At 34.0% G+C, this 22,480-nt stretch carries 14 protein-coding genes and 1 pseudogene; 10 read left to right on the forward strand and 5 right to left on the reverse strand.

The annotated features are described in order from the left end of the window. The first annotated feature begins 136 nt into the window (after positions 1-136). From WBQ70_RS08155 to WBQ70_RS08180, 6 genes are all read left to right on the forward strand, one after another. Positions 137-697 (forward strand): helix-turn-helix domain-containing protein, encoded by a 561-nt coding sequence (locus WBQ70_RS08155; protein ID WP_423912744.1) that lies wholly within the window; start codon positions 137-139, stop codon positions 695-697. 162 nt (positions 698-859) lie between these two features. Continuing rightward, the gene (locus WBQ70_RS08160; protein WP_423912746.1) at positions 860-3,394 is read left to right on the forward strand and encodes a heavy metal translocating P-type ATPase; all 2,535 of its coding nucleotides are present in this window, start codon (positions 860-862) and stop codon (positions 3,392-3,394) included. A gap of 4 nt (positions 3,395-3,398) precedes the next feature. Beyond that, on the forward strand, positions 3,399-5,996 hold the full coding sequence (locus WBQ70_RS08165) for a multicopper oxidase domain-containing protein (protein WP_423912749.1): 2,598 nt from the start codon (positions 3,399-3,401) through the stop codon (positions 5,994-5,996). Positions 5,997-6,129: 133 nt separating this feature from the next. Further along, entirely contained in the window at positions 6,130-6,948 is an 819-nt protein-coding gene (locus tag WBQ70_RS08170) for an MOSC domain-containing protein (RefSeq protein WP_423912752.1), read from the forward strand. Positions 6,949-7,235: 287 nt separating this feature from the next. Continuing rightward, a complete protein-coding gene (locus WBQ70_RS08175) occupies positions 7,236-9,629 on the forward strand; it encodes a hypothetical protein (RefSeq protein WP_423912754.1) in 2,394 nt (797 codons plus the stop codon). A gap of 17 nt (positions 9,630-9,646) precedes the next feature. Beyond that, positions 9,647-12,211: a glycoside hydrolase family 2 TIM barrel-domain containing protein gene (locus WBQ70_RS08180; RefSeq protein ID WP_423912756.1), complete on the forward strand. Its 2,565-nt coding sequence runs from the start codon at positions 9,647-9,649 to the stop codon at positions 12,209-12,211. Positions 12,212-12,411: 200 nt separating this feature from the next. Here the strand turns inward: WBQ70_RS08180 and WBQ70_RS08185 are convergent, their stop codons facing one another. The 5 genes and pseudogenes from WBQ70_RS08185 to WBQ70_RS08205 all read right to left on the reverse strand — a co-directional run bounded on the left by WBQ70_RS08185 (position 12,412) and on the right by WBQ70_RS08205 (position 16,866). Then, a complete protein-coding gene (locus WBQ70_RS08185) occupies positions 12,412-12,810 on the reverse strand; it encodes a response regulator (protein WP_423912759.1) in 399 nt (132 codons plus the stop codon). Next, positions 12,797-15,208 carry a PAS domain S-box protein gene (locus WBQ70_RS08190; protein WP_423912760.1) on the reverse strand — a complete coding sequence of 804 codons (2,412 nt, stop codon included), beginning with the start codon at positions 15,206-15,208 and terminating at the stop codon, positions 12,797-12,799. The genes WBQ70_RS08185 and WBQ70_RS08190 overlap by 14 nt, the downstream gene beginning before the upstream one ends. Positions 15,209-15,477: 269 nt before the next feature. Further along, positions 15,478-15,905: pseudogene (locus tag WBQ70_RS08195) on the reverse strand (carboxymuconolactone decarboxylase family protein). A 116-nt stretch (positions 15,906-16,021) separates the two neighbouring features. Next, the gene (locus WBQ70_RS08200; RefSeq protein WP_423912764.1) at positions 16,022-16,381 is read right to left on the reverse strand and encodes a hypothetical protein; all 360 of its coding nucleotides are present in this window, start codon (positions 16,379-16,381) and stop codon (positions 16,022-16,024) included. A gap of 326 nt (positions 16,382-16,707) precedes the next feature. Then, the gene (locus tag WBQ70_RS08205; protein WP_423912767.1) at positions 16,708-16,866 is read right to left on the reverse strand and encodes a hypothetical protein; all 159 of its coding nucleotides are present in this window, start codon (positions 16,864-16,866) and stop codon (positions 16,708-16,710) included. 433 nt (positions 16,867-17,299) lie between these two features. On the opposite strand from WBQ70_RS08205, the gene WBQ70_RS08210 reads away from it, so the two are divergent. The 4 genes from WBQ70_RS08210 (at position 17,300) to serB (ending at position 22,397) form a co-directional block, all read left to right on the forward strand. After that, entirely contained in the window at positions 17,300-18,625 is a 1,326-nt protein-coding gene (locus tag WBQ70_RS08210; protein WP_423912768.1) for a trigger factor, read from the forward strand. Between the two features lie 316 nt (positions 18,626-18,941). Continuing rightward, positions 18,942-19,616 (forward strand): ATP-dependent Clp endopeptidase proteolytic subunit ClpP, encoded by a 675-nt coding sequence (gene clpP / locus WBQ70_RS08215; RefSeq protein WP_423912771.1) that lies wholly within the window; start codon positions 18,942-18,944, stop codon positions 19,614-19,616. Positions 19,617-19,700: 84 nt separating this feature from the next. Beyond that, positions 19,701-20,933 carry an ATP-dependent Clp protease ATP-binding subunit ClpX gene (clpX, locus tag WBQ70_RS08220; RefSeq protein WP_423912773.1) on the forward strand — a complete coding sequence of 411 codons (1,233 nt, stop codon included), beginning with the start codon at positions 19,701-19,703 and terminating at the stop codon, positions 20,931-20,933. 225 nt (positions 20,934-21,158) lie between these two features. Continuing rightward, a complete protein-coding gene (gene serB, locus WBQ70_RS08225; protein WP_423912776.1) occupies positions 21,159-22,397 on the forward strand; it encodes a phosphoserine phosphatase SerB in 1,239 nt (412 codons plus the stop codon). The last annotated feature ends 83 nt before the right edge of the window (positions 22,398-22,480 follow it).

The following is a 22,480-nucleotide window of genomic DNA, read 5'->3' on the forward strand; positions in this document are numbered from 1 at the left end:
CCGAATAGATATTGGATACAAAACTCAATTATTAAGTTCAATGAATCGTCTTTCGCCTAATGGTGCTTTTTTGAATTTTGAATATACTTTTTTTAATGTTACCAATTAGTTTTAATTGTTCAAAAACTTGATTTATATGAATATCTATATCAAAAATATGGTTTGTAATCGTTGTATCACTGCTGTGAAAACGGTATTGGAACAACACGAAATTTCGTTTTCAAATATGAAACTAGGGGAGGTTGAATTAGTAGAATCAATCACCGAAAATCAAAAGAAAAATCTAGCGGATAGTTTTAAAGTTTTAGGTTTTGAGTTGTTAAATGACAAAACAAGGCAAGTTATTGAAAGAATCAAAACGTTAATTATTGAAAATGTGCATTACCCACAGGAAAAACTCAAAGTGAATCTATCAGACTATTTGGTAGAAGATTTAAAGCAAGATTATAGTGCATTGAGTAAATTATTTTCAGAAACCGAAGGAATTACTATTGAGCATTTTTATATTCTTCAAAAGATTGAGCGCGTCAAAGAATTATTGGTGTATAACGAACTTACTTTGAGTGAAATCGCTTTTCAAATGAATTATAGCAATGTCGCGCATTTGAGCAATCAGTTTAAAAAAGTAACTGGTTTTACACCTACTTATTTTAAAAGTTTGAAGGATAATAAAAGGAAACAGATTGATGAATTGTAAATATTTTAAAGACGGCTAATTCGCAAATTAGAATGTTTATTTTCAATCGATTAGTTTGCAAATTAGCGGTCAATAAAATGATACAAACCTTTTCCATAATTCTACAACATAAAACCGTCATCTAAGTCCGAAATTTGTATATCACAATAAAAAGTAGAAATAATGACACATACCTATACTATTACTGGAATGAGCTGCAATGGTTGTAGAACGAAAGTCGAAAAAATTTTAAACGCCATTGATGGAATAGCCGCTCAGGTTAGTTTGACTCCGCCAGAGGCAATTATTACGATGAAAGAGCATATTGCTACTGAGGTTATGCAAAAAGCATTAACTGCTGCGGGGAATTATACTATTGAAATGCAAGGGTCACATCATAAGCATACTGCGGAACCAAAGCCAGAAGAAAAAAAATCATGCTGTAGTGTGGCTGGCGCTCATGAACACAAGAAAGAATCATCACACAAAGCAACGGCTGGGAAATATTATTGCCCTATGCATTGCGAAGGTGATAAAGAATACGATGCGCCAGGCGATTGTCCAGTCTGCGGAATGGATTTAGTCCAACAGTCTATTTTGAATCAGCGAACACAATATACCTGTCCAATGCATCCCGAAGTAGTGCAAGACGGACCGGGTTCTTGTCCTATTTGTGGAATGGATTTGGTTCCAATCACTCCAGATGCTAGTGAGGAATCGAAAACCTACGACGATTTGTTGTTCAAGATGAAAATAGCGGTTTTGTTTACCGTACCAATTTTTATCATCGCCATGTCGGATATGATTCCTAACAATCCTTTATTGAAAATCCTGGATTATGGAACTTGGAATTGGGTGCAGTTTGCATTATCCATTCCAGTAGTTTTTTATGCTTGTTGGATGTTCTTTAAACGTGCATGGAAATCTATTGTAACATGGAATCTCAATATGTTTACTTTGATTGGGATTGGTGCAGGAGTGGCTTTTTTGTTTAGTATTGTTGGTTTGTTTTTTCCTGAAATCTTTCCGGCTGAATTCAAAAGCCATTCGGGACATGTAGGTTTGTATTTTGAAGCTGCAACGGTAATTTTGACATTGGTTTTACTTGGGCAATTATTAGAAGCCAGAGCGCACAGTCAAACCAGTGGAGCGATTAAAGAATTAATGAAATTAGCACCGACCGAAGCGACTTTAATAGTAGATGGCGAAGACAAACGAATCTCGATTCACGATATCAAAAAAGGAGATGTACTGCGTGTAAAGCCTGGTGACAAGATCCCTGTTGATGGAAAAATAATCGAAGGAAATACGACCATAGACGAGTCGATGATTTCAGGTGAACCTATTCCAGTGGATAAAAAACAAGATGATAATGTAATTGCAGGAACCATTAACGGTACCCAATCTTTCACGATGGAAGCTGAAAAAGTAGGTTCAGAAACCTTGCTTTCGCAAATCGTACAAATGGTCAATGATGCTAGTCGTTCGAGAGCACCCATTCAAAAATTAGCAGATAGCATTGCCAAATATTTTGTGCCCATTGTCGTTGGGATTTCAATAATTACGTTCTTTATTTGGGCACAATGGGGACCAGAACCCGCATTAGTATATGGTTTTATTAATGCCATTGCTGTTTTGATTATTGCTTGTCCTTGTGCTTTAGGATTGGCAACACCCATGTCGGTTATGGTGGGAGTAGGTAAAGGAGCTTTGTCAGGTGTTTTAATTAAAAATGCCGAAGCCATCGAAAAAATGGATAAGATCGATGTGCTTATTACAGATAAAACAGGGACTTTGACTGAAGGGAAACCATCGGTAGAGAAAATAGTAGTAAAAGACGGTGATGAAAATGAGGTTTTAGGCAAAATTGCTTCGGTGAATCGAAGTAGCGAGCATCCTTTGGCGGAAGCCGTTGTCACTTTTGCGAAAGCGAAAAAAGCAAGCTTATCCAAAGTAGATAAGTTCGAATCCATTACTGGTAAAGGGGTAATTGGTTTTGTTGCCAATGATAAAATCAGTATTGGAAATAAAAAATTGTTGGAACAAGAAGGAATTAAAGATTTCTCAGCGCTTGAACAAGAAGTTATTATCGAACAAAAACTAGGAAAAACGGTCTCTTATATCGCTATCAATGATACTGCGGTGGGTTATATTACGATTACCGATGCGATTAAAAAAACAAGTTTTGAAGCCATTCAGGAACTAAAAAGACAAGGTGTCGAAGTGGTGATGTTGACCGGTGATAATGAAAATACAGCAAAAGCGGTGGCGGCCGAATTGAACTTAACCGACTTTAAAGCCAGTTGTTTGCCACAAGATAAATTAGAATACATCAAAGCTTTGCAAACTAAAGGGAAAATTGTTGCTATGGCAGGTGATGGGATCAATGATGCTCCCGCTTTGGCGCAAGCCGACATCGGAATTGCAATGGGAACAGGAACAGATGTGGCAATAGAAAGTGCTAAAATCACCTTGGTGAAAGGGGATTTACAAGGTATTGTTAAAGCTAAAAATTTGAGTCATGCCGTGATGAAAAATATCAAACAAAATTTATTTTTTGCGTTCTTTTATAATGTATTGGGAGTGCCCATCGCAGCAGGAATTTTGTATCCGTTTTTCGGATTGTTGTTATCGCCTATGATTGCCGCTTTGGCAATGAGCTTCAGCTCGGTTTCAGTAATTGCAAATGCGTTGCGTTTGAGATCTATAAAAATTTAAAATCATGAAAAAGATATTTTACCTACTTTGTTTTTTATTTATTGGTCAGTTTGTTCATGCCCAAGCTTCAAAAACAGCCTCCGATTTTTATTATACTTGTGTCATGCATCCAGAAATTCATGAAAATGAACCAGGAAATTGTCCCAAATGCGGAATGACATTAGTCAAAGAGAAATCTAAAAAAGTTAAAAAAGAGGTTGTCAAGAAAACAGTTTTAGCAAAACCTGTTTCAAAAGTTCCAGTAGAAGCCAAGAAAGAACTGATAGCTCCAAAAAAAGAACTAGTCCAAACGGTTGAGTTGCCAAAAGAAAAAGTGATAGTAGAGCAAAAACTTAGACCAAAAACAATTTCAAAAACGATACGTTACGATTTGTATGTTCGTGATACAGTTGTGACTTTTGGGAACAAATCAAAAAGAGCTATTGCGGTGAATGGGCAAATCCCGATGCCTACTTTAACATTTACCGAAGGCGATACAGCCGAAATTTATGTTCATAACGAATTAAAAGAAGGTACTTCATTACATTGGCATGGATTGTATTTGCCAAATAAAGAAGATGGTGTTCCGTTTTTAACGCAAATGCCTATTGAACCAGGAACAACGCATAAATATACTTTTCCAATAATTCAAAATGGAACGCATTGGTATCATAGTCATAGCGGTTTGCAAGAGCAAATTGGAATGTATGGTTCTTTGATTTTAAAGAAAAAACTAGAAGACGAAACTTTTAGAAAAGGAATTGATGATATCCCACAAGTTCCTGTTATTTTAAGCGAATGGACGGATTACAAACCTGAAAATGTACATCGAATGCTGCACAATGCTTCGGACTGGTTTGCAATCAAAAAAGGAACAACTCAAAGTTATGCCGAAGCGATCAAGGCAGGACATTTTAAAACGAAAGTTAATAACGAATGGAAACGTATGTTAGCCATGGATGTAAGTGATGTGTATTATGATAAGTTCTTGATTAACGGGCAGAATGAAAGTCAATTATCCCAATTCAAAGCAGGCGATAAAATACGATTGAGGATTTCTAATGGAGGAGCCTCTTCTTATTTTTGGCTGACATATGCTGGAGGGAAAATGACCGTCGTAGCCAATGATGGAAATGATGTAGATCCTGTTGATGTAGACCGCCTGATTATTGGAGTTTCCGAAACCTATGATGTGGTGGTGACTATTCCTGAAAAAAACACATCGTATGCTTTTTTAGTAACTCCAGAGGATAGAACCAATTCGACTTCAATTTATATAGGAGAAGGTAAGAAGAAAGCCGCTGATCCTTTGCCTAAATTAAAATATTTTGCTGGGATGAAGATGATGAACAACATGATGAATATGGACGGGACGATGAATGAAATGGGGATGAAAATGAGTCTACAAAAAATGGATATGAATTCAGTTATGTATCCAGAATTGTCAACAAGTCCAATGATGGAGATGGATAGTGCCATGGATCACTCCAAAATGAATATGAAATCAGATAAAATAAATCATTCGAAGATGGATATGAAGTCTGATAAAATGGCTAAGAGTAGAGAAATGGATCATTCAGGACATGATATGGGAAAGAAAAGTTCAGATATCGTAACCTTGAATTATTCGATGCTAAAATCACCAACAAATACAACCCTTCCTAAAGATGCTCCTGTTCGTGAACTACGTTTTGAATTGACAGGAAATATGAACCGTTATGTTTGGAGTATGGACAATGTAGTGCTTTCTGAAACCGATAAAATTTTGATTAAAAAAGGAGAAAACGTTAGGATTACGTTGTACAACAATTCGATGATGCGCCACCCGATGCACTTACACGGTCACGATTTTAGAGTGTTGAACGGTCAAGGAGAGTATGCACCACTGAAAAACGTATTGGATATCATGCCAATGGAAACCGATGTAATCGAGTTTGAAGCCAATGCTGATGGCGACTGGTTTTTTCATTGTCATATTTTGTATCACATGATGGCAGGAATGAATCGGGTATTTAGTTATGATAATTCTGCTCCAAATCCGCTTATACCTAACAAAGAAAAAGCATACAAGAAATTGCAAGCTGAAAGCAATGAATTGCACTTTATGGCTGAAAATGATTTTGCTACAAATGGTAATGATGGACAAGCAATGTTACAAAATGCAAGATGGAGTTTTGGAACTGAATGGAGGTTGGGCTATAGCGACCATCACGGTTACGAATCCGAAACGCATATTGGACGATACATTGGAAGAAATCAATGGTTGATGCCTTTTATTGGTTTTGATGCTCGTTATAGAAAGTTAGACCAGGGTGAAGTCGAAGAGAATTTATTTGGTCAAAGGAGCACCAAAGACAAGCGTCTTCAAGTTAGTTTAGGGGTCAATTATACGTTGCCATTATTAGTAATTGCGCAAGCCGAAGTTTATCATGATGGAAATATTCGTTTCCAATTAATGCGAGAAGATATCCCAATTTCAAAAAGATTGCGAATGGCTTTTATGGTCAATACCGACAAAGAATATATGACAGGTTTTAAATATATCGTTGGTAAGAATTTAGGAATAACAACCCATTTTGATAGTGATATGGGAGTGGGATTTGGAGTGAATTTAAATTATTGAAATTATTACAACCCCCTTGGTGTTTTTTTAATACAGAATCTATGCGTTTTGCTTTTTTTATAAAATTAATGTTAGTATAATTAGTACTTCCTTTGTGTTTAAATAAACTTTATTATTTTTGATAAAAAACAAGATGCTAGAACTGTCCCAAATTTGGATTTATCCCATAAAGTCATTGTCAGGGATTTGTTTGGAGCAATCCAATCTAACCCCACGAGGTTTGGAACACGACCGACGCTGGATGTTGGTAGACCAAAAAGCCGTTTTTTTAACCCAAAGAACCTACCCACAATTAGCTTTATTTCAACCTGAAATTCAAGAGGATTGTATAAAAATAAGTCATGCCGATACTTCAAAAGGAAGTGTGAAATTTTCGCTTTCGCAAAAAAATACCGACTCTAAATTTAATGTTGCCGTTTGGGAAGACACCGTAGAAGTCTTAGAAGTTGATGCTGAAATTTCGGCTTGGTTTACTCAAATTCTAGGATTTTCTGTTCGTTTAGTTTTTATGCCCGAAGAAAGTCACCGAACTGTAGACCCAGACTATGCGGTAAGTCCAGAAGATAAAACAGCATTTACTGATGGGTTTCCTTTTTTAATCATCGGGCAAGCCTCCTTGGATGATTTGAATTTAAAATTAGAAACACCTCTTTCTATCCAACGTTTTCGACCTAATTTTGTTTTCACTGGCGGAATAGCGTATGAAGAAGAAAACTGGTATGAATTTACGATTGAAAACCAAACCTTTTATGGTGTCAAACCTTCCAGTCGTTGCATTATGACAACTATTGATTTTAAAAAAGGTATTTTCTCTGGCAAAGAACCTTTGTTTACACTTTCGAAATATAAAAAAGTAGGAAGCAAAGTGATTTTTGGTCAAAATGTGATTGCCAAAAATTATGGAAAAATACGTATTGGAAACGTTATAAAACTTGTTCATGACAGGAAGTAGTAATTAATTTCATATTTAAATTTAAAAAATTGTTTGTTATTATGTTTTTATAAACATGCTATTTGATGATTTTAGGATAAAATAGTTTCTATTTAGGCAAAAATTGAAGAAGAAAGTGATTCTAATTATTCGAATATTTGTTTTTCATAAAATAAATAATGCAAAAAGGTAAAAGAGGTGTTGCCTGATTTGGATGAAGGTGAGACTAAAATAATTACAATCAACATTGCAAAATCACTTTTACTTACTATCTTTTCCATTTATTGAAATAACTAAATCAAATTATAATGCGTCCAAAAGAAATTTTTTTATTATTAAGTAGCTTGTTAATCTTTTCATTATCAATGAATGCTTATACAATTAGTAAGGTTCAAAATCCAATTGTATTGGAAAAAGAAGCAATAAAAAAAATTAAAATACTTGAAACTTTGATGAAAAAAGCAAAGTCAAAATCAATTGATGTTACTCGTGAAGAAACGCTCCTTTGGTTTTCAAAAGAATTTTTGAAATTTGCTAATTGGGACGAAAAGAACAAAGATAAAGTTGAAAAACTTTTCGGCTATTATGGTCCTTATAAAAATGAGAAAACAAAGTATGCAGAAGAATTACCTGATTTAGAACGTCAAAAAGTAATAGATATTTTAGATAAAGGAATCGATAATCTTAAAAAAGTAATCGACGGAAGCATTACAAGAAGAGCCGTCGCAAAGGTCGATTGGAAAAACATAGAAGTTGGTAAAGATCAATTTATAAGTAATGGGAAACCCGTGTTTTTATATGATTATTTCTCCAAAACGATGGGTGGTGCACTCACAGATACCAATGTGTATAATGATCATTTAGGGGCAATTTATCACGGTGGAATTAATTTATCTGTGGTTAGTGAAAATAATCAAAATGAATCTTCATTATTAACTAAAAAAATAACTTTCAAAGAGGAAAGACTACAGATTTTAAGGGATATCCCTAATAAAAATGTTGGATTTTTATTGCTTTGGAATTCTGGATTTCCAAAATGGATTTCGGAAAAAGACCCTGAAGTATCAAAAGGGAGATCCCTATTTACAGATTATGATATTGATAATCCTTTAATGAGACATATATGGGGGGATGTGATTAAAAACGCAGGTGAAATCACAAAAGGAAAAAAAATATCTCAATTGGGGTATATATTATCTAATGAACCTCATTGGTTTTCCGAAACGGGACATTGGACCCAAAAATTCAAAGAGATGAATTCGATTTCGTCTTATACACTCAATAATTTTAGAAACTGGCTTTCTATAAAATATGGCAATAAAATCGGTGAACTAAATACAAATTGGCAAAGTAAATTTGCTGACTTTAATGTGATTGACATTGAAATCCCAATAAATAAGTCTAAAAGAGGTCAAGCTATTTGGTATGATTGGTGTCGATATAATATGGATAGAAGTATTGACTGGTTTACTTATATTCAAAAAGAATTACATACTGTTAATCCCATGGCAGATACACATATCAAAATTATGCCCGATTTATTTACAGAAGATAATCGTTCGCACGGAATTGATTTAGAGGCATTGACAGAACTAACAACCATGATTGGTGATGATGCTAAAACTACTGGTGGTAGAAGTTTTAATTCTAATACTGCTGAAGAATGGGAGGAGAAATATGCCTTTTCTTGGGATGAGTTAGCCGTTTCGTATGATTTCATGGAATCTGTTGCGCCAAATAAGATTCATGTTAATTCTGAAACTCATTTTCTATCGTCTTCTCACTGGAAAGATTTAAATACTTCACCGGATTATACTAGAAGTTGTTTTTGGTTGGCTACCCTTCATGGTATGGATGCAGGACTTTCTTGGTTTTGGGCAAGAGATCCAGATGGTTCGCCTGAAGATAGATTAGAGGGAACATTAAATTTCTTTGATCCTGCTTTAGCGGGTTCTTATGCAGGATCGGTTAATATGCAACCACAAACTGCCAATGAATTGGCTCAAGTGATGATGGACTTGAACAGTTATTCGGAAGAAATTATGGACCTACGACACCAACGTAAACCCGTTCGTTTTTTCTATTCAGAAACTTCAGCTATTCAGAAACCTCATTATATGTCCGAACATTTTGGACTATATGAATCTTTGTATTTTGAAGGTTTTCCTTTGGGATATGCCACTGAAAAGATCATTAAAAAACAAGACAACAAAAACTGGGATGTTATTGTAGTTTATAAAACAGAATTTGTTACAGATTCTGAGTTTGAGGCGCTACAAAATTATTTGAATAATGGAGGAACAGTGATTGTGGATAGTACTAGTTTATCTAAAAATGAATATGGCCACATCAGAAAAATGAATTTACAAAAAGCAAAAGGGACGCTCATTACCATGAATAATGATGTGACAGTTGCTTCGTTGAAAAAAACAATTTTAGACAATAATGCTACTAAAACTTCAGATATTGTTTTAAAAGAAACTAACGGAACCGATTACAAAGGTTGTACTTGGAGAGTAGTTAAGAATAAGGAGGGTAATTATTTAATGACTATTTTAAATATTGGAAAAAACACAGCCAAGTTGAATCTGAGTTTAAAAAACAATGAAAAAGTAAATGGAATTAATATGCTTACAGGAGAAATGTTGGGTTCTGAGTTTGAATTAAAATCAAAAGGCGTTTTGCTACTTGAAATAAAATAATTAATAGTAACTAAGTTATGACAATAAATATCAAATCTTTGAAAAGACTTACTGGTGTCTTGCTTCTAGTCGTTAGTCTTTCTGGTCAGGCGCAAAACCATATTAATTTTAATAAAGATTGGCTTTTTACAGAGACTGATTCTCATGATTATTCTTTGACAACTTATTCTCCCAAAGAATGGCGAAAACTTGATTTGCCTCACGATTGGAGTATTGAGCACGATTTTTCTCAAAAACTAGAAGGATGTACGGCTTTTATGCCTGGTGGAATTGGTTGGTACAGTAAAATTTTTAATACACCCATCAAAGAAAATCAAAAGTGTTACATCATTTTTGATGGTGTTTATAATAATGCTGAATTTTGGATAAATGGTATGCGAATTGGAAATCATCCGTATGGCTATGCACCGATTTATTATGATTTGACTCATTTGTTAGCGCCAGAATCTAAAGAAAATAGATTATCCGTAAGAGTGGATCACAGCCGTTATGCCGACTCTCGTTGGTACACCGGTTCAGGGATTTATCGTAATGTGCAACTGTTGATTGTCGATAAATTACACATTCCTGTTTGGGGTACTTTTGTAACCACTCCCAAGGTAACCAAAAATAATGCTACTGTAAATGTTCAAGTTGAGGTTGAAAATAATTATAATGAAGCCAAAAACGGAACCATTATTACCGATATTTTTAATCCAAAAGGACAAAAGGTAGCTACGGAAACTACTACTTTTTCTTTAAATTCCAATCAAAAATCGACATTAAACCAACTGGCAACGGTTACAAATCCTAATTTATGGGATGTGGATTTGCCACAAATGTATGAAGCGAAAACTAGAGTAGTTTTGGATGGTAAAACATTGGAAGAACGCATAACTAAATTCGGTATTCGTACGATTCATTTTGACAAAGACAAAGGTTTTTTCTTAAATGGAAAAAACACAAAAATAAAAGGGGTTTGCTTGCACCACGATGCTGGAATTGTAGGTACGGCTGTGCCTAAAGATGTTTGGAAAAGACGTTTGCAACTCTTGAAAGATGGCGGTTGTAATGCGATTAGAACTTCTCACAATCCTGCTTCGGATGAGTTTTTGGATTTGTGTGATGAATTAGGGTTTTTGGTTCAAAACGAGTTTTATGACGAATGGGATTTGCCAAAAGACAAGCGTTACAATATGCAAGACAAAGAGGTGGATTACATTAGTCGCGGTCACTCAGAACATTTTCAAGAATGGGCAGAGACTGATTTAAAAAATGCGATGTTGTCTAGCCGTAATCATCCATCTATTTTTCAGTGGAGTATTGGAAATGAAATTGAATGGACTTATCCAGGTAACCGTGGAGCTTCTGGTATTTTCAAAGAAACTAATGAAAATGATAAAATAGATTGGACTTTGTGGCGTTCAAATACACCTCCTCATACTCCAGAACAGGTTCGAGAGTATTGGAAAAAGTTTCCAAAACAAACGTTTAATATAGGTGAAACGGCCAAGAAGTTGGCAATATGGACCCGTGAGCTGGATACTACTCGTTTTGTAACAGCCAATTGTATTTTGCCAACTTCTAGTTTTGAAACTGGATATACAGATGTTTTGGATGTTGTAGGATTTAGTTATAAAGAAGATAAATACGATTATTTCAAAAAAATGTATCCTAATAAAGCTATGATGGGTACCGAAAATGTGCCGCGTTGGTACGAATGGAAAGCAGCTTTAGAGCGTGATTTTATTCCGGGGATATTCCTTTGGACAGGAGTAGATTATATGGGAGAATGTAGAACTGACGATTGGCCAGTAAAGGTGACTCCACATGGACCTCTTGATATTGCTGGTTTTCCTCGTGGTTCTTATTATATGTTCAAAGCCTTGTGGCGGGATGATTTGGCTGTAATTAGCATGTACACCCAAACTGCAGCAAAATCTATTTATAAAAAAGAAGCCGATGGAAAGGTGGTAGAAAAAAAGAAAGACTACTGGAAATTGGCTCCAAGAGAATGGCAAGCCATAAATCCATATTGGAATTATAAAGAAGGAGAAGAAACTATTGTTGAGGTGTATTCGAATTGTGAGTCTGTTGAATTGTTTCAAAACGGAAAATCCCTAGGTAAAAAATTCCTTAAAGACCAAGAAGATTATACCTATAAATGGGCAGTGAATTTTTTAAAAGGCGAATTGGTTGCCAAAGGGATCAAAGGCAAAGAAAAAACGAGTACCAAACTAGAGACTGCTGGAGTCCCTGTAGCAATTCGTTTAACAGCAGATAGAAAATCGATGACTGCAAATAATACGGATGTTGTGCATGTGGTCGCACAGTTGATAGACAAAAATGGAAAAGAAGTTAAGAATGTAGAAGATGAAATTACCTTTGATATTTCTGGTGAACACCGATTTTTAGGGACTGATAATGGGAATACAGCTAGTTTAAAGAATTTTAAAGGAGAAACAATAGCAACTCATTTTGGTCAATGTTTGTTGGAAGTTCAGGCTACACATAAAACTTCTAAAATCAATATAGTAGCAAAAAATAAAGTAGGCAAGTTAATTTCAAATCAATTAGAGGTTCCTGTTGAAGCCTCAAAATAAACATATTGCTAATAAATACATTCCGGAGCCATCAGTATACACTTCAGTTTAAGAAGGGATGTAATCAATGTAAAATGAAAAACAATTAAGTTTTTTTTCATCACAATTCCCCAAAAAAAAAGTTTATTGAAATTCGTTTCAATAAACTTTTTTTATAATGATTGGCATTATTTTATCAACCATTTTTGTCTAGTATTTTTTTATGGTTCAATTTCTGAAAGGATTGTTTTTATTTCACTAAGGCTTATTGGTTTAATCAAATAATTACTGTTTAGATTATATCTAGCTGCCTGTTCTTTATCTTCTTGACGATCGGAACTTGTTAAAATGTAAATATGAACCTTATATTCGATCGGGATTTTTGTGAATTCTTCAAGAAAATGCCATCCATCCCAAATTGGCATGTTCAAATCTAGTAATATAATTTCTGGTAATTTTTCAGATGCCATAAAAATTGCTTTTAGTTTTTCGTAGGCTTCTTTACCATTTCTATAAACCATAATGGTTTCTACTAGACCAGATAATTCTAAGTATTTTTTTGTTATAAATAATTGCGTAGGATCATCTTCAACAATACATATAATATCAATTTTTTTCATATTCTAAATATATTTTAAAGGTAGTGCCAATATTGACTTTACTTTCTACTTCGATTTTGCCATTCATGGATTCAATTTGGCTTTTTGTAATAAAGAGTCCAATACCTCTCGAATCTACGTGATTATGGAAAGTTTTATACATACCAAAAAGTTTTTTCCCATGTTTTTCTAAATCAATTCCTAGACCATTATCAATAAATTTCAAAACGACATATTTGTCTGTTTTGTCTGTTTGAATTTTTAAAAAACTATCTCTTTCATTAGAGCTATACTTAATAGCGTTAGTAATGAAATTCATAACAATACTATCTAAGTAAGCGGGTATTGCTTCGACAGTGATGTTTTGATGTGTTTCATTTATAATAGTTATATTTTGTTTTTTTGCATGGGTGATTAAGCTATTGATATTGTTTTCAATAACAGGTTTTAGAGAAATAGTTTCTAGTTTCTCTTTAGTGGATAAATTAATTTGAACAACTTCAGTTAGATGTTTGATTGTTTCACTAAGGTTGACAGAAGATTGTTTCAAATAATTAAAAAATTCAGTTTGGCTAAATTCTGGTAATTCTGTTTCAATCAAATCCATTAGAGAACTGATTCCTCCTGAATGCGAACGCAAATTATGTGAAACAATATAAGCGAAATTTTTTAAACGGTTGTTTTGTGATTCGGCTATTTCAAGTAATGATAGAATTTCTTCCTCTACTTGTTTTATTTGTGTAATGTCAGTAGCTATTGCAAGAAAACCAGTAATTATATTCTTTTGTTTGATTGCTGATACTGAGAGTAAAACGGGAAATGTACTTCCATCTTTTCTTTTATAGGTCCATTCTTTTGTTTCTGCTTTTCCTTTTAAAATATTATTTATAAAGATATTAATTCCCTCTAAGCGTTCCCCTGTTTCTTCAAAATGTGCTTGAGATGCTTCTACTATTTCTTCTTTTACATGAATAATTAGAGGTGTTTCTTTATCAATCAGTTCCATGGCATTATAGCCTAATAATTGTTCAGCACCTTCGTTAAAGGTTTTGATAATTCCCTTTCTATTGGTTCCAATAATGGCAACTTGAGTGCTGGCATCCATCATCGCTTGATTATAAGCAATTGTTTTCTCTAATTGAATTTCGGTGTTTTTTAGAGCTGTAATATCTACAAATTGTGATACAAAATAGAGAATTTCTCCTTTGTCGTTTTTAACAATAGAAACTGCAAGAATAATATAGATTAATTGACCGTCTTTATGGAAGTATCGCTTTTCTGTGGTGTAACTATCTCTCTTGCCTTGAATTAATTGTTTTAGTAAGTATAAGTCGGTTGTGGTGTCCTCTGGATGTGTAATTTTTTTAAAAGTAAGATTCAAAAAATCTTTCTCCTCATATCCTAAAATAGAACATAATTTTTTATTTACATTAAGCCATTTTCCTTTTTCGTCTAATACTGCCATACCTACTGCTGCATTTTCAAAGTTGCCTCTAAATGCTTCCTCATTGATACGAAGTTTTTCTTGGCTTTCTTTTCTCTCTGTAATATCTTGAAAAGTTCCTATAAGTTTTGTTGTTTCTCCATTTTCTATCCAAGGTTTACCCGACGAACGCACCCATTTTAAATTATTTTTGGCTGTTATAAAACGACATTCAATATCATAAGATGCTCCTGTAGTGATTGCATTTTCAATAGCGTTGATGATGAGATGCCTATCATCAGGATGGTAAAACTCAATACCTTTTGATTTGTCGTAAACTATAGTATTGGAAACTTCGTGTATGCGGTACACTTCGTCTGTCCAAAAGGTTTGACCTGTTTGTATGTCTAATTCCCAAGCGCCAATGTTACTTATTTTTTGACTTTCGTTGAATAAAGCCGACATTTTTTTAAGTTGCTTATTTTGTGCTTCAATTTCAAATTTTTTCTTTCGTAGCTCTAATAGTTTAATGACTTGATTTCCTAATAATTTTAAAGATGTAATTTGTTTCTTAGAAAGTTTTTTAGGTATGAGATCAATGACACAAAGGGTTCCTATAGGAAAGCCATTTTCGGTAATCAATGGCATTCCAGCATAAAAAATCACTTTTGGATTTTCTGTTACAAGAGGGTTGTCATAAAAACGATCATCTTTTCGGGTATCTTCAATAATTAGAATATCGTTGGGCTGATTGATAGCATGAGCACAAAAAGCCAATTCTTTTGGTGTTTCACGTACATCTGTCCCATAATGAGATAAGAACCATTGTTTGTCTTCAGTAATTAAAGTAATTAATGAGATTTTGGTATCACAAATTTGGGCTGCCATTTGAGTCAGGAAATCGTAATCTTCACTTGCTGGTTCTCCAATTATTTTATATGAATTCAGTTCTACGAGTCTTTCGTTTTCATTCTCTGGAAGTTGTGGCGTTTTCATTTTCTGTAAATCTTTATAATTTGCGTTTGATACTAAAATAAAGAAAGCACTATTGTGCGTCAGCTTTACTTTACAAACATACTATATAAGTACAGGAAAGTAAAATTTATTTTTGGTTATAAAAATGCAACATTTTATTGAGAGTTATTTATTTTTAACATTTTAAAAAAAAAAATCAGCTCATGTATAGGAGTAAAATCAGCTGATTTTAGTTTTAGTATTTAGATAAAATAAAGAATATTACTATAGTAATTGTTTTATTTCCCAGGTTATAATTGAGTACTTACAGCAATTCTATTCCATGCATTTATAGTTATAATAACCATGATGATTGAGCAATTTGATTTTTATCAAAAAAAGCCATTGCTTTTTGATAGGTTTCCTCGGTTAGACCTTGAATGTAAATTAAGGTAATCTCTTCGGTCATGGCTAGGATTGCTTTTTCTTCGGCAGTAAACAACTCCATTTCTCGCCAAGCGTTGAGTAAAAAAATACGTTGTGTAGTTTCACCAAATCTTAAAGCATCTTTGGTATGCATGTCAATACAAAAAGCACAACCATTAATTTGTGAAGTTCTAATTTTGATTAACTCTTTGTTTGTTTTTGATAGTTGTGTAGTTGCCAAATAATTTTCTAAACCCATCATGGCTTGGAACGCTTGAGGTTCAGTTTCGTGAATGTTGATTCTCTTTTCCATTTTTATATTGTTTTAAATTGATAAAACAAAATTCGGAAAGATCTCAATTAAAAAACGTAAACTGGTTTAAGAACGGTTTTTATTTCGAATTTCACTCAGATATTTTGGGGTGAAACCTAAAAAGAAGCTATTAAATATTGAGGGATTCTTTGAATAATTTCAGGTTGGTGTTTACACAAATGAGTATAGATTTCTTCTTTGGTAAAATCGTATTGGTATTTAATTCGCATTTGAGAAGCGGCGAATGCCCGTTGATAAACAAATCTAAAATAACGTTCGATTTTAGGATGTGTAACCAGTAATTTTTCTTGTGCCTCTCGGTCAATGATTAGAATTTCAGAGGATTCTACGGCTTGGATATAAAAGCTGGTGAGAAGTCTTCTCTCGTAAGCAATATTATCCGTCATCCACCAGTTTTCGATGGCAAATTCAGTGGTTTGCTCAATGCCTTTGTCATTAATGAAAAATTTACTCAAACAACCACTCAATACAAAATAATGCGATTTGCAAATAGCGCCTTCAAACAATCAGTTCTCTTTCTTTTTAAACTTTTGAATTTCAAAAAAAGATAGAACTGCTGAAAACTCAGCATCATCAATCTCGATGAATTTCTCTAAATGGGTTTTGAAAGGATGAGGCATTTTTGATTGAAGGTTTTTTTGTAGCGTTTTACTGTTGCAGAAGTTTTGGGTAGAATTAAATACATTATTAGGATTTTAAAATCATCTGTAATACCAAAACCAATTTTCTATTAGTCAATCGCCCAAATCCGTTATATGGTCTGTTATCAACTGTGTTTTTATTAATACCATTTTTCAAATGGCTTAATTAAATATTCAATTTTTCCTTCACCCCAAAAATCATTTAAAGTCCTTAAATATTGAAATGTATCTTCCATTACTGAATTGCAAATATTTGAAAAATAGTATGTTTTATAATAATCCATTTCAAATGCATTCATAATTTTAAATTCGATTTTGTTTTTTTACGTTGTTGGGTGATATTGCTGCTAATTTGTATATAGGTCTGACGTCAATCAGACTTTATTTAATTTCAAATATATTATTTTTTTCTTGTAAAAGATAAAAGATGTTCATGGAAGTAAATGTTCCTAAATCCCGCGTGAAGGATGGAAATGGAAATCCTTTTATGAAGCGTAGCGGAATAAAAGATTACTTCACTTAGTTACTATTTTTTGGTGTTCAGTGAACTTCGTTTGCAACGTACAGCCTGACCCGTAGTTTTTACGGAGGGCACGCCCCAATAAATCTTTGGAAATAGGATAACTTTTTAGGGATTGAAGTGCTTGGAATTCAATATGTAAAAAAGCTTGTTTGGGTTGGAAATATTTTATAATTTTGCCACCCAATTTTATAATGTAATTAAAGAAGAAGATGGATATTAAAAGAGTAGCAATAAACGCTGTGACTGAAACAATTGTAATGACTGTTGTTCACATGGATTATAAAGGTCAAGTTGCAAAAAGAATCAACGAAAAAATGCCTTTGGCAACTGTTAAAGGATTTAGAAAAGGGGCTGTGCCTAAAGACCTTGTTGCAAAACAATACGGTAAAGGGATCAAGCAAGAAGAGGTGAAGAAAGTGGTTGATTTGGCTCTTGAGCGTTACATTCAATCAGAAAGATTGAACCTTTTAGGTACTCCACTTCCTGTTGTAAACGAAGGTTTAGACTGGGATGCTGAAGAATTGACTTTTGAATTCGAAATTGGTTTAGTGCCAAACTTCGAAATAGATCTTGATGCTAAAAATGATATCGTAAAATACATCGTTACTGCTGATGATAAATTAATTGACGGTCAAGTTGAGCGTATCCAAAAACAATTTGGAAAAGCAATTCCACAAGAAGTGGTTGCTGCTGATTCAGATATCAACGGAGTTTTTACAAATGAAGCGGAAGGTATTGGGAATACAACGACAATCAACTTGTCTATCTTTAAAGATCAAGCAACTGCTGATAAATTTATTGGTAAAAAAGTAGGTGACGTTGTAACTGTTAATACTAAAGGATTGTTTCAAGACGATCACCAATTGATGGACTACCTTAAAGTAGGTCACGATAATGTACATGATTTAGCAATTGATGTTGACTTTACTATTGAAACTATCAACGCATCAGAACCAGCGGAATTAAACCAAGAATTGTTTGATCAATTGTTTGGTGAAGGTACTGTAGCTACGCTTGAAGAATTGAAAGCAAAAATTAAAGAAGATGCTGAATCTCAATTTGCACAACAAGCTGACCAAAAATTATTAGGTGATGTTACTGAGTTCTTAATCGAGAACACTAAATTCGAATTGCCAGAAGCTTTCTTGAAGAAATGGTTGCAAACGGTAGGAGAGAAAAAATTGTCTCCAGAGGAAGCTGAAGTAGAATACGCTCGTTCTGAAAAAGGATTGCGTTTCCAATTGATTGAAGGAAAAGCAATGGCGCAGTCTGATATCAAAATCACTTTTGAAGACTTGAAAACATTCACAACTAAAAATATCCGTCAACAAATGGCACAATACGGACAAACAAATCCTACTGACGAAGAAGTTCAAGGAATTGTAGCCAGAGTATTGTCTAACCAAGACGAAGTAAAAAGACTTTCTGAGCAAGTTGTTGCTGAGAAATTGTTGGAAGTTTTCAAAGAGAAAGCAAACCCAACAACTAAAGAAGTGACTTACGAAGAGTTTATTGCAGCTTCGTATGGTGAATAAAGTTAAAAGTTAGGGGTTAAGAGGTATGTGGTTGGGACGAAAATTTGCTGGATAGTTCAAGAACCTACTTTTTTAAACTTTATGATTTTATTACAGATACTGAACAATAAAAAATAAGTATATTTGAGCGTCAAAAGTTTTTTTGACGCTCTTTTGTTTAATTGTTTTTTGGTTTCCAAGAGAAAACAGAGGTGTTGGAAGAGAGTTTTCGTTTTAAAATAACGAAAATTTAAAATCCAAAACATTAAGTCTCAAATCTCAAAACACCTAACAAATAACTTATAACACTTAACGTATAACACCTAACTTATATACAATGAATTACGGTAAAGAATTTAAAAAATTTGCGACTAAGCACCACGGAGTAAATGCGATGTATTACGACAAAATCGTAACAGCAATGAATCCTACAAATATGACTCCTTATATTATTGAAGAACGTCAGTTGAATGTGTCTCAATTAGATGTTTTTTCGAGATTAATGATGGATCGTATTATTTTCCTAGGAACAGGAATTGATGACCAAATTGCAAATATCGTTCAAGCACAATTATTGTTCTTGGAAAGCGCTGATGCGTCTAAAGACATCCAAATCTATATAAACTCTCCAGGAGGTAGTGTTTATGCAGGTTTAGGAATTTATGATACGATGCAATACATCAAACCTGATGTAGCAACAATTTGTACGGGTATGGCGGCTTCTATGGGAGCGGTTTTATTATGTGCTGGTGCAGCAGGAAAACGTTCGGCTTTGCCACATTCAAGAGTGATGATTCACCAACCGTCAGGAGGTGCACAAGGAGTTGCAACTGATATGGAAATTAACTTGAGAGAGATGTTGAAATTAAAAGACGAATTGTATAAAATTATTTCACAACATTCAGGACAAACATTCGATAAAGTACACCTTGATAGTGAACGTGATTATTGGATGATCGCTGACGAAGCTAAGGAATACGGAATGATTGATGAAGTGTTGAGAAGAAGTTAAATTAGTTCCAAGTTTAATGTTTCAGGATTCAAGTTGCCCACGTAACTTGAAACTTTAAACCTTTTAAACTTTAAACAAAAAATAATGGCAAAAGAAAAATTAGAATGTTCATTTTGTGGACGCAAGAAACCAGACACCAATTTGCTTATTGCAGGTATTGATGCGCATATATGCGACAAATGTATCGAGCAAGCACATGGTATTGTTCTTGAAGAAATAAAATCAAGTAAAGGGACTAATGTTGTAGGGGATTTGATTTTGCAAAAACCCAAAGAAATTAGAGCGTTCTTAGACCAATATGTAATTGGACAAGATCAAACTAAAAAAGTAATGTCGGTGGCGGTTTACAATCACTACAAACGTTTGATGCAACAGCAAGAGGACGATGAGGTAGAGATTGAAAAAAGCAATATCATCATGGTGGGACAAACGGGTACAGGTAAAACATTAGTGGCTAAAACCATTGCTAAGATGTTAGATGTTCCTTTGGCTATCGTTGATGCAACCGTATTAACAGAAGCAGGTTATGTAGGAGAAGATGTGGAAAGTATTTTGACACGCCTTTTGCAAGCTGCTGATTACGATGTTACCAAAGCAGAAAGAGGAATCGTTTTTATTGACGAAATTGATAAAATTGCTCGTAAGAGTGATAATCCATCTATTACTCGTGATGTTTCTGGTGAAGGAGTACAGCAAGCCTTATTAAAATTATTGGAAGGAACAATAGTGAACGTACCACCAAAAGGAGGACGTAAGCATCCAGATCAAAAATTTGTTGAGGTAAATACGCAAAACATTTTGTTTATCGCTGGTGGTGCTTTTGACGGAATCGAAAAAGTGATTTCAAAACGTTTGAACCGTCAGGCTGTTGGGTATTCAACTTCTAAAAATGCAGATAACATCGATAAAGAAAATTTATTGCAGTACATCATTCCAAAAGATATTAAAGATTTTGGTTTGATTCCTGAAATCATTGGTCGTTTGCCAGTTTTGACACACATGGATCCATTGGATAGAGAAACGCTAAGAGCAATCTTAACCCAACCTAAAAATGCGTTAATCAAACAATACCAAAAGTTGTTTTTAATGGATGAGGTTGAGTTTAATATTACAGACGAAGCTTTGGATTTTATTGTGGATAAAGCTTTAGAATACAAATTAGGTGCTCGTGGATTGCGTTCGTTATGCGAAGCAATTTTGACTGATGCCATGTATGAATTACCAAGTTCTGATGATAAAATATTAGAAATTAATAAGGAATACGCTCAAGAAACCTTGAATAAAAATTTATTGAAACGTTTGGAAATTGCTTCGTAATGCTTCCGTTTTTTTGAAATAATTAGCAACCTGTTCATTAATTTGAGCAGGTTTTTCTATGTCTGCCAAAATTTATTTATAAACATATATGTCCTATAGCTAATTATGTCTACCATATATGACTTATATGTTAAAAAAAGCCTTTCACAAAAAAACCAACATTATTCTTTTATATCAACAATAGATTACCGAATTTTGCCCACTGAAAACCAATATAAAAACAAAATGGCAATAGAAGATAAAGAAATCATTTTATTAAAAGTTTCGGGTCAGGACAAACCAGGGGTAACCGCTGGGTTGACCGCTGTATTGGCGACATACGATGCCCTAATTTTAGACATAGGGCAGGCTGATATTCATGATACACTGTCCTTAGGGATTTTATTTGAAATAAAAAGAGGTTCTTTATCTGCACCTGTTTTGAAGGATTTATTGTTTAAAGGATATGAATTAGGAATTAAAGTGAAATTTATTCCCATCTCTATCGCTGATTATGAAACTTGGGTAAAAGCACAATCTAAGCAGCGTTATATTATCAATATTTTAGGTGAGCATCTAACCGCTGCTCAGTTGTCTGCGGTGACTAAAATCATGTCTGATCAAAATTTAAATATTGATTCAATTGTTCGATTAACAGGAAGAACTTCTGTTGTCGAAAAAGAACTATATCCTCGTTCTTGTGTACAATTATCAGTTACAGGCGAAATTGTAGATAAAACCGTAATGACGGCTAGTTTTATGGCGGTATCTAGGGTTTTAGATGTTGATATTTCTTTTCAAGAAGATAATATGTACCGCAGAAACCGTCGTTTAGTGTGTTTTGATATGGATTCGACTCTAATTCAAACTGAAGTTATCGATGAATTAGCCGAACTAAATGGAGTAGGAGCAGAAGTAAGAGCGATTACCGAGTCAGCAATGAATGGCGAAATCGATTTTAACGAAAGTTTCAAAAAACGCATGGCTTTGCTAGAAGGTTTAAGTGAAGAGGTGTTGCAAAGTGTTGCAGAAAGATTACCTATTACCAAAGGCGCACACCGACTTATGAAAGCCTTGAAATACTATGGTTATAAAACGGCAATTTTATCAGGTGGATTCACTTATTTTGGCGACTATTTGCAAAAAGAATTAGGGATTGATTACGTTCACGCTAATCAACTGGAAATAATAGATGGAAAACTAACGGGTAGGTATATAGGAGAAATTGTTGATGGTCAAAAGAAAGCTGAATATCTTCAAGCTATTGCTGAAAAAGAAGGAATCCACATCAACCAAACCATTGCTGTTGGAGATGGCGCTAATGACTTGCCAATGATTAACTTAGCAGGTCTTGGAATCGCATTTCACGCAAAACCAAAGGTGAAAGAAAGTGCTTCGACTTCAATATCAAGTTTGGGTCTTGATGGTGTTTTATATCTTTTAGGATACCACGATAGACATATTGATATGATGGACGAAATTTAAAAATACAAATAATAATTTTTAAAATGACCTTAGTTCCTTTGTGAGCTAAGGTTTTTTTAGGTCTAAATTTTAGCGAGTAAATG

This window comes from Flavobacterium sp. (assembly GCF_049590715.1).
GTDB lineage: Bacteria > Bacteroidota > Bacteroidia > Flavobacteriales > Flavobacteriaceae > Flavobacterium.